Source organism: Fictibacillus iocasae (assembly GCF_042665465.1).
Classification (GTDB): domain Bacteria; phylum Bacillota; class Bacilli; order Bacillales; family Fictibacillaceae; genus Fictibacillus; species Fictibacillus iocasae.
Map to the genome: position 1 here is coordinate 1 of NZ_JBHTCP010000027.1, position 1,324 is coordinate 1,324.

Below are 1,324 nucleotides of genomic sequence, written 5' to 3' on the forward strand. Positions count from 1 at the left end.
CTGTTTGTGATCTTTAAAGGTTGGAGGAGTTTGACATGGATGTTTTAGTGAAGCGATGTGCAGGTTTAGATGTACATTCTCAAACGATTGTAGCTTGTGTTTTGATCGGTGAAGCAGATGAAGAAACTCAGTGTGTGACGGAAACCTTCCCTACTCTTACAAAAGATCTCTTTCGCCTACTAAAGTGGCTGGAAGAGTATGAGGTGTCACACATTGCCATGGAAAGCACCGGGGTTTACTGGAAGCCCGTTTTTAACATCTTAGAAGGTTTCTTTGACATTACTTTGGCGAATGCACAGAGAATCAAGAATGTACCAGGAAGAAAAACGGACGTCTCCGACGCCGAATGGATTGCCAAACTGCTTCGATACGGCTTAATTGAGAAGAGTTTCGTACCTTCAATAGATATACGGGAGTTGAGAGAATTAACGCGGCTGCGCAAAAAGCAGATTGGTCATTTAACTTCCGAAAAGAACCGAATTCAAAAAGTTCTTGAGTGTTCCAATATAAAGCTGAGTTCTGTTATCTCTGACGTATTTGGTGTGTCTGGAAGGAAGCTCCTGACACGGCTAATTGAACAAGGTTTTGTCGGTGAAGAGGACGTCGGAAAAAGCATCCACGGAAAGATGATGCCTAAAAAAGATCATATCGTCGACTCTTTATTTGGAACATTGAACGAACATCAAACCTTTTTGATCAAGCATTCTTGGGAACACATTATCTATCTTGAACAAGCCATTTCGCGTATAGAAGAAAGAATGGATGACATCTTAGTCAACTATAAAGAAGAGATGGAGATCTTGGTCACCATCCCAGGTATTAAAAAAGAAACGGCAGCCATTATTATTGCGGAAATCGGCGTGGATATGACGCAGTTTCCCACTTCGCAGCACTTAGCCTCATGGGCAGGCGTCTCACCTGGCAACTATGAAAGTGCAGGTAAACGGAAAAGCACGCGTACGACAAAAGGGAATCCGCATATTAAATCCGCCATGTGTGAAGCAGCTTGGGCAGCGTCGAGATGCAAAAATCGATTGATTGCCAACCAATACTGGTCCCTTGCATCGAGAAGAGGCAAGAAAAAAGCACTCGTTGCCACATCGCATCGAATGCTTCGAATCATTTACTCCATGTTAATCAACAAGGAGCCCTATCAGGAAAAGCTAACTTCTTAGGATATCCAAAACCAGATAAGTTTATACAAAGTTACCTTTAGGAGAGGTAGCTTAGCTTTCTTATTGGCTTTTTAGGATATTTTAAGGATTACCTTTCAAAAAGATCCGTATACAAAAGAGCTATGGATTTAATTATTTTCACAGAAAAA

The 1,324-nt window shown here is 41.5% G+C and carries 1 protein-coding gene; it reads left to right on the forward strand.

What is annotated here, in order from left to right; genetic code table 11:
- Nucleotides 1-35: 35 nt before the first annotated feature.
- Complete coding sequence (locus ACFQPF_RS11430; protein WP_379749728.1) at nucleotides 36-1,175, forward strand: IS110 family RNA-guided transposase; 1,140 nt, start codon at nucleotides 36-38, stop codon at nucleotides 1,173-1,175.
- The last annotated feature ends 149 nt before the right edge of the window (nucleotides 1,176-1,324 follow it).